Genomic DNA, 7,672 nt, shown 5'->3' with positions numbered 1-7,672 from the left:
CAAGATCAAGCATCCCTGGACCAATGGCCAGGTCGAGCGCATGAACCGCACGATCAAGGAAGCGACCGTCCAACGCTACCACTACGATCGACACGATCAGCTCCAAGCTCACCTTGCCGACTTCATCAACGCCTACAACTACGCTCGGCGGCCGAAGACCCTGAAGGGCCTCACGCCTTACGAATACATCTGCAAATGCTGGACTTCCCAGCCAGAACGATTCAAACTCAATCCGCTCCAGCAAATGCCGGGACTAAACACCTAGCGTTCAAACGGCTGAGAGCCTGGCCCGGCCGCTGATTCTCCTTCTGCGCACCTTCCCCAACCTTCCTCTAAAATGGGGGCGGGGCATCCGAAACTATCATTGTCCGTGACCGTGCTATCGCAAAATTCGATACCCTTCCTTGGCTAGCTTGACACCTCTTGGTAGCTTCACCCTAGCCGCTTTTCATGTAACCGGGCCGCCTTGCCGCGACAGGTCGAGCGATTCGGACGTGCCATCGCGCCTTTGTCAGTTGTCGACTTTGGCGGCCTTGGAGAACAATTCGCGTGAGACCATTGGAATGGCCCCTCCGCGGGTTGGGTCCGCGTAGGGAACACCCGCGTAGTCTTTCCCCATATGGCGCTCGAGCACGATTCCCATTGCCTCAATGTTCGGAATTTCAGTCTCGCTCAAATCGCTCAGCGAGGATTTCCGGGCAAGTGCTGCCTCTATATGGGGCGCCAGCTCCTCATCTTTGCGTCGGATGCGTTCATGCTCTCCCTCTTTCAGTGCTGGCATGACCTCTTTGGCGAACAACTCGATCGCCTCGCAGATGTGTTCATGCTTGTTGAGGCCACACTGTTGGATGAAAATCATCTGGTCGATACCGATATCGGCATACTCCATCAGATGCTCTCTGACGCTCCGAGGGGATCCGATGCTGCCTGAGCCCGGCATTTCTTTGATGTCGTCCTTGATCGTTTCGAAGCGCCGCCACAAATTCGTTCGACCGGGACGGTGCTCCCCGTACACCGCATAATGTGCGATCGAATAGCCGAAGAACTTGAAGCCATCGAGTCCTCGACGCATGGCTTCTTCGGCGTTGTCGTGAACCATCATGCCGTTGAGGGTGGCGATATTAGCATTCACTGAATGACCGATCGGCACACACTCTTCGGACTTGATAATTTGATAGTACTCGTCACGCCAGATTTTCGCTTGGGAGGCCTCCACGAAGCCAAAAACCAGGGCGCCTACGCCGTGACGTGCAGCACGCAAAATGCTCTCTCGCCGGGAACATGCCATCCAGATTGGTGGATGTGGCTTTTGGATCGGCTTTGGTACAACGTTACGGATGGGCATTTTGAAGAACTGCCCCTCGTACCCCGGGTACGGCCGCATCGCCATCATGTTGGCGGTCTGCTCGACGCCCTCGCGCCACATGGCATTTTTCTGTTCGGGCTCGATCCCAAAGCCGTGCATTTCGATCAGCGAGGCAGATTCTCCTGTACCCCACTCGACGCGTCCCCCGGATATTAGATCGAGCGTCGCGAGACGCTCGGCGACCCGTGCTGGATGATTGTAGTTCGGTGACGAAAGACAAATGCCGTGACCAAGCCGGATGTTCCTCGTTCGCTGCGAAACGGCACCTAGGAAGACCTCGGGGGCCGATGAGTGGGAGTACTCCTCGAGAAAATGATGCTCGACCTGCCACATATGATGGAACCCGAGCCGGTCGGCGAGTTCGATCTGCTCCAGCGCGTCACAGAACAATTTCTGCTCAACGCCATCTTTCCAAAGCTGCGGCAATTGGTGTTCATAGAACAACCCGAGTTTCATCGGTTTCTCCTCCGATACGGTTCGACATCGGTTCAAATCGTCTTGCGCGGCCACTGGCTCCCATACCTCAGTAGGGCCTCGGTGTTCGCCGCTCTCTCGTCATTGTAAACGTATCGCAGCGATCATGGGCGTTGCCGCGGCGGGCGGAATCTACTGACCGTCTTGCGCGAGTGGCGTGTGAAACACCTCACTATCCTGGGTCGGTCCGTCCACCGGCGACTGCGGGCGCCCTCGCTGGCCTCGCCGCAAAATCGAAGCCCGATCTGGATACTGCAAGACCCGCCCCTTGTTTGCGGATCCAGCAGGATCCAAAGTCGCATCTCGGGTAGCGCTCACGGCGGCTCGCTCCAGGCGTCGTGGTTTGAACTCTCGGCCTTGCAATTCTTTGGCGATGCGCGTTATCGCGCGACAGCACGTCGCTTCAGCCGGCCACCTCCTGAAACTGTTCGTGAGGTTCATCAGTCCCTGCGGAGGATAGCCAGAGAGCTCGGCGGCACCACAAAGGACCTCACTGGCGATCAGGACTGTGGCTTGGCGACAGGCAACCTCCTCCGGCCATTTGCTATAGCCATTGACGAGACTCGCCAAGTGACGATGGGTAAAGCCAGAGAGCCGCTCGCTGCCGTGGGCGCGGCGAAGGACCTCACCCGCGCTCGCTACCGCGACTCCGCGGGCGGCAGGCTCAAGCGGCCACTTGCTACAGCCGTTCACCAGATTCGCCAGCTCTTGTTGGGTGAAATCAGAAAGCCGTGAGGAACGACGAAGGACCTCTTCAGCAACCGCAACCGCGGCTTGACGGCAGGTCACCTCCTCCGGCCATCTGGCGAACCCGTTTACCAGGTTCGCAAGCCCCTGCTGCGTACAACCAGCCAGTCGAGCGGCACGGCGGAGGACCTCACCGGCGATTGCGACTGCGGCCAGACGAGTGGCAGTCTCCTCGGGCCACCTGCTAAATCCGTTAACGAGATTCGCGAGCCCCTGGTGAGTATAGTCGCACAGCCGGCCGGCGCTGCCATGGATCTCGTTGGCAATCGCAAGCGAAGCTTGGCGGCAGGTGGCCTCCTCCTCCCATTTGCTGAAACCGTTCACCAGATTGGTCAGATCCTGTCGACTGAAATCGGAGAGCCGAGCAGCACGGCGATGGACCTCACGAGCGATCGCGTCTGCAGCGTGGCGAGCACCGGCCTCATCGCGCCATTTGCTGAAACCGTTGACCAGGTTCGCCAGGTCTTGCGGAGTGAATTCCTGGAGTGCGGCGGCGCGGCCGAGGACCTCAATCGCGATCGCGACGGCGGCGATGCGACATTGGCTCTCAGCAGGCCATTTGCTGAAACCGTTCACCAAATTGGCGAGCCCCTGCTGAGTGTGGTCGGGGAGACGGGCGACCCGGCAAATGACTTCCTGCGCGATGATCGCGGTGGCTTCGCGGCAAGCCGCTTCCCCCGGCCACTTGCTGAAGCCGTTCACCAGATTCACCAGTCCCTGCTGAGGACAATCAGACAGCCGGCCAGCCCGGCGCCGCACCTCATCAGCTATTGCGACCGAGGCCTGGCGAGCGGCCGCCTCCTGCGGCCACTTGCTGAAGCCATTTACCAGGCCGGCCAGGTGATGGTGCGTAATATGAGAGAGCTGGGCGGGCGCCTCAGCGCGGCGAAGGACTTCACGGGCGATCGCGATGGCTGCTCGACGACAGGCCGCCTCTTCCGGCCGCTTGCTGAAGCCATTTGCCAACACCGCCAAATTTTGACCACTCAGCTCCAGAAATGCTCCTTCCTGATGGCAACAAAATTCCGCGATTCTAGTTGTTCCATTGCCACATTCCCCGATCCGAAAGTGCCGCGCGAATGATGATGCGAAGAACGCAAGAGTCTTAATCCCGATGGCCTCAATCAGGGCGTCATCAAACCGCGATACCCGGCCTGCTATGGACTTGCACGCTTCCACACCGGCCTGACCTCCTGCCGCCCGACTCACGACGTTGCAAATGCTGGCATAATCCCATGATCGTCCGGCGCGGACGTCTTCCTCAAATTTGCTCACAAAACGACATTGGAAATCGGCCCCCGCCTTTTGAAGGAAAGTCGAGCGATCGGCCATTCGCAGCTGCTTGCCATGCTTCGTCAACGCAATTGAGAATTCAGCGATGTCAGGAGCGCAACAAATCTCGTCCAAGGCGGCGCTAAGCGCCATCCGCGCCGTCACGACGTCGTTCCGTAGACTGCGGCCTGAGCACTCCGGGTCCGCGTACGGTCGTTGCGCACTCTTGCCATTGTCGCCCACGAACCAGACCTTAGTGGATTGCGCAACCTGCCGCGCGTCGGCTCGCAATGCTCTTTCAGCTTCTTCGCGCTGCTTTCGCGCGCAACCGGAACACAACGAGCGTGCTCCGAGCCCGATGCATATGATCCATCAAAGAGTTGAGACCGGTCAATCAGCGCAGTCTGATAAGGAAACCTCCGTTTCGACAAGAGACTCATTGTAGATTCACTTGCTTCACGCCTCTTACGAGAAATCGCGCGTTCTCTCCGGCCCCCGCAACAATGTGCGCACTCCTGATCAATCATCACCCGCATCAAGTGGCTTGATAATTGCTGGCGAACGCGCTCGAATTTGATTTCACGACGAACCATAAATGCGCACCTGCGATTGCTTTGGATATCACCTTCGAAGGCTACAACCTCACGCAACGTAAGATTCAAGTCCCCAAATATCTCTATCGGTTGAGATTGACGTCAGTTCCGTGAAGTGGAGCATCAATCGTCGTCGCCCACCTCGAGGCGCATCGAAATAGACGAGCATTTACTCAAATTCTTCGATCACCTCTTGTCTTCTCCGCTGTTCACGTCCAAAGCAACTTCGTAAGACTTGCATGTCGCGCGACGCGATCGCGAGTGAAGACGCATCAAAGGAACTCGATGGCAAAACCGGTTGTGATTGTGGTAGGCGCGGACAAGGGTGGAGTCGGCAAGACCACGGTATCTCGAACGCTTCTGGACTACTTCAGTGCCCACAACGTGCAGACCCGCGCATTCGACACTGAATCACCACGTGGAACACTCAAACGCTTCCATCCTGATCTCACCGAGGTCGTGGACATGACGACGACCGCGGACCAGATGAAGATCTTCGACACGCTACACTCAGGTCTCTTCGTCACCGTGATTGACGTCCGCGCGGGCTTACTGACACCCGCGCTGGGCTCACTGCGCGATATAGGGTTTCTGGATGCGGCGCAGTCCGGCCAGATCACTTTTGCGGTCTTCCATATTCTGGGACCCTCGATCGCGTCACTGGATGAGATCACCGAGACGGCTAATTTCATGAAGGACGCAAAGTACTTCCTGGTCAAAAACTTCATCAACGACACCCAGTTCTTCAATTGGGATCAGTCGACATATCAATCCTATTTCAACCGAATCAGCGACGCGACCGAACTCACGATTCCAAAACTCGACGAGATGGCCTATGAGCAGGTTGAGGTTGCTTCTGTTCCGTTCCTCAAGTTTGTCGGCAACAAGGGGCGACAGGACGAGGGAGCGAACTACTCGTTCGTGCTGCGCGGCTATGTCCGGCACTGGCTTGCCAATGTCTGGGGCGAGTATGACCGCATCAAGCTGACCGACCTGGCCGGAGCCGCGCCAGTTACCCGCAGCGCCGACAAATAGCCGCTCGCTCCGACTATGCGCGGCTGGATTGCTCACGAAACTGGTCGGTGTCGCTGGCCATGCTAGCTACGCCGGTCTACATCATCTGCTCACCCAGCCCGCAGGTCGGAAAAACACTGATCGCGCGGCTCTTGAGTGAGTTCCTGCTGCTCAAGGACGGGGCGGCGCTGTCATTCGACATAAACGTGAGGGAGCCATCGCTCTGCGATTATCTGCCTGATATCACCGAGCGTGCTTGCGTAGGCGATACGTACGGCAAGATGCAGCTGATGGACCGACTTGTCCTCGACGATGGCGTAGCCAAGGTGATCGACCTAGGGTTCCATGTCTTCGATGAATTCTTCAAGATGTGCTATCAGATCGGCTTCGTGGAGGAGGCAGTCCGGAGCCATGTCGCTCCATTCATCCTATTCGTCGCAGGCGCCGACCGGGTCTCATTGCGCAGCTATGCGTCACTGCGCTGGCAGATGCCGCGATCGGCACTGATCACCATCCAAAATGAGTTCGTGCTTCGCCACGAATTACCTGGAGCCGTGGATCATGCGCGCGCGCTCCGCTTATGCGTGTTGCCGGCCTTTCTGAGGACGTATGTCGACCGGCCAGCCTTTTCGTTCACTGGCTATCTGCGCAGCGAGAACGATTCGTCGAGCGAACTGCATCAGTGGATCCGCCGCAACTATATGGCTCTGCGCGAACTCGAGTTGAGTGTGATGCTGCAGCGGTCGTCCTGACGAGATCCATACTGCATTGCGCTGTTGGTATCGTGGACGAGAGAGCTTGGCCACGTCGCGCCGGAACGCCGACGGAGAGAACCATATATCAGCAGGTGAAATGAGGCGGCGCGAGGCGCTTCAGGAATTCAACCCGGTGAGCGGTCGCCGCGCCAATCGCCCTTGCCGGAGGCCGCCGATGCGCAGTGCGGCTCCCAGCCGGCTATCAAAGTTTCGTACTTTCGACAATATGTCTTTTGACAATATGCTTCGCTTGAGAACATCGGGATCGATGACATAGCCGCGCCTTCACGGAAGGCGCGGCTTACGGTGGCTTGCACGCCCTACTCAGTACAGCTTTTGAGTGGTGATTGTTGATAAATGCTGCCCGTTAGGGTTCCGGTAGCGATTGGCCAGGCTTTCGAATAAGGACTCAACTTGATCTGATGGAACAGCAAATTCACCATAGTTCGGATCGAAGAGCGTGGTCGTTCCATCGAACGCAGCCGTTGCAACCGAGTGCGAGCCACCTTCGGCGAAGTACAAACTGAGCAAGTACTTCGATCCGTCGCCGGCGATTTTACCCAACATGCGCGCGAAGCTCGACGGCTCTCCGAAGCTGTATGCTTTCTCCTTTCCGGATGGTTGCAAGTCCGCGTCCCACAATACGGCGGGCGTTTTGTGCTTCAAGGTCGGCCTGAGAAGATCCTGCCTGCCCCCCGACGTAGCCGCCATGCCTTTTCGTCCTCGTACTGCTGCTGCCGTACCGACGCTGACCTGTGCATGGTTGATCCGGGTGTCAACGCGTTCATTCGGCTTGACGGACTCCTGCTGAGATTGCGGAACCACTCGGCAGTCAACCCAACGCAGATGCCTTCTACATTCGCTCCAGTCAATTCGGCTGTCCTGTATTGACACAGGGACGTGCTCGGCCTCGCGGAGCGGATGTACTCGGGTTGTTCGGATTGGAGGCATACGGCTTGCCGGTGCCCCCCCCTTTTTGTCAGGTAACTCCCCAGGTGGGGGTCTCGTTTGCCGGGGTTAAGATTCGCCAGTGTTTCCGTAAAGCTGTCGCTGTCCACCGGCAGACTCGGTTGGTGCGCTTGGCTAACGATGTAGATGAGCAACTGATTGGATTGTGCATGGCGATTCGCCTTTCATTCGGCGTAAGTCTCTGCGCGGTAACGTCGGGCTGCTTATCAACCCGCTTCGAATGATACTTGGGCCAGCTGACGAAGAGCTGACGGCAGGTGCTGGCTGGATTGACAGACGCTTACCCCATCTGTCGCGAGCAGCGCCATTCGGCGACCCAAGGCAGCCGACACGAGCTATGGCTGATTCTGGGTGACGCGGCCTGATCAGGCGGCGTGGCTTTCAGTGGTCGGAATGACCTCGATGCCGTCAGTAAACTTTACACCGGCGATGACCTTCGGCAACTGATTTGTTCCTTTCAGTCGGCGCCATGTCTTCGATGC

The 7,672-nt window shown here is 57.8% G+C and carries 7 protein-coding genes; 3 read left to right on the top strand and 4 right to left on the bottom strand.

Annotated features, from left to right (window positions below):
• The coding region (locus tag A3AI_RS0141435) for an integrase core domain-containing protein (protein ID WP_024521077.1) at nt 1-265 on the top strand (265 nt) is incomplete at its 5' end.
• Nucleotides 266-511: 246 nt separating this feature from the next.
• Here A3AI_RS0141435 and A3AI_RS0141430 read toward each other — a convergent pair.
• The gene (locus tag A3AI_RS0141430; RefSeq protein ID WP_024521076.1) at nt 512-1,822 is read right to left on the bottom strand and encodes an LLM class flavin-dependent oxidoreductase; all 1,311 of its coding nucleotides are present in this window, start codon (nt 1,820-1,822) and stop codon (nt 512-514) included.
• 150 nt (nt 1,823-1,972) lie between these two features.
• Nucleotides 1,973-4,012 (bottom strand): hypothetical protein, encoded by a 2,040-nt coding sequence (locus A3AI_RS44895; protein WP_156928183.1) that lies wholly within the window; start codon nt 4,010-4,012, stop codon nt 1,973-1,975.
• A gap of 725 nt (nt 4,013-4,737) precedes the next feature.
• On the opposite strand from A3AI_RS44895, the gene A3AI_RS0141420 reads away from it, so the two are divergent.
• Both A3AI_RS0141420 and A3AI_RS0141415 read left to right on the top strand, forming a co-directional pair.
• Nucleotides 4,738-5,487 (top strand): P-loop NTPase family protein, encoded by a 750-nt coding sequence (locus tag A3AI_RS0141420; protein WP_024521074.1) that lies wholly within the window; start codon nt 4,738-4,740, stop codon nt 5,485-5,487.
• A 59-nt stretch (nt 5,488-5,546) separates the two neighbouring features.
• Nucleotides 5,547-6,218, top strand: coding sequence for a hypothetical protein (locus A3AI_RS0141415; RefSeq protein ID WP_024521073.1), 672 nt, complete (start codon nt 5,547-5,549; stop codon nt 6,216-6,218).
• A 327-nt stretch (nt 6,219-6,545) separates the two neighbouring features.
• Here A3AI_RS0141415 and A3AI_RS49820 read toward each other — a convergent pair whose 3' ends face one another.
• Both A3AI_RS49820 and A3AI_RS50100 read right to left on the bottom strand, forming a co-directional pair.
• Complete coding sequence (locus tag A3AI_RS49820) at nt 6,546-6,932, bottom strand: YopT-type cysteine protease domain-containing protein (RefSeq protein ID WP_024521072.1); 387 nt, start codon at nt 6,930-6,932, stop codon at nt 6,546-6,548.
• Complete coding sequence (locus A3AI_RS50100) at nt 6,884-7,279, bottom strand: YopT-type cysteine protease domain-containing protein (RefSeq protein ID WP_283807331.1); 396 nt, start codon at nt 7,277-7,279, stop codon at nt 6,884-6,886. Before A3AI_RS50100 ends, A3AI_RS49820 begins: the two co-directional genes overlap by 49 nt.
• Nucleotides 7,280-7,672: the final 393 nt, after the last annotated feature.

Origin of the sequence: Bradyrhizobium sp. Tv2a-2 (genome assembly GCF_000472425.1) — a bacterium.
Taxonomy (GTDB): domain Bacteria; phylum Pseudomonadota; class Alphaproteobacteria; order Rhizobiales; family Xanthobacteraceae; genus Bradyrhizobium.
Note: the sequence above shows the minus strand (reverse complement) of the source record. Positions and strands in the feature narration are given on the sequence as shown.